The 246-nt window shown below is 60.6% G+C and carries 1 protein-coding gene; it reads right to left on the bottom strand.

What is annotated here, in order from left to right; genetic code table 11:
- Positions 1-101: hypothetical protein (locus tag KVS69_RS20175; RefSeq protein ID WP_217540039.1), on the bottom strand; the 101-nt coding region annotated here is incomplete at its 3' end.
- Positions 102-246 lie beyond the last annotated feature (145 nt).

Here is a 246-nt window from a genome sequence, read left to right as displayed (position 1 = left end):
CCGTCCTCGGCCGAATACTGGCACATGGGTGCGATGACGATGCGGTTTTGAAGTTCGAGATTGCGGACGCGGAACGGTGTGAAGAGAACGGGCTGGGCCATTGTCGGATTCCTTTGCGCGATCATCGGCGCTTGCGGGGAGGATCAGTGTGCGCCGGAGATCGATACCGGCTTTTTGGCAAATCCGCCGAGCCGCTTCAAGTCACGCTGAAGAGAGCAGCGCCTGCCAGACGACCGGATGCGTACC

This window comes from Stenotrophomonas sp. GbtcB23, from assembly GCF_019091045.1.
GTDB lineage: Bacteria > Pseudomonadota > Gammaproteobacteria > Xanthomonadales > Xanthomonadaceae > Stenotrophomonas > Stenotrophomonas rhizophila_A.
The sequence above is the reverse complement of the archived record's forward strand: the minus strand, read 5'-3'. Positions and strand labels throughout refer to the sequence as shown.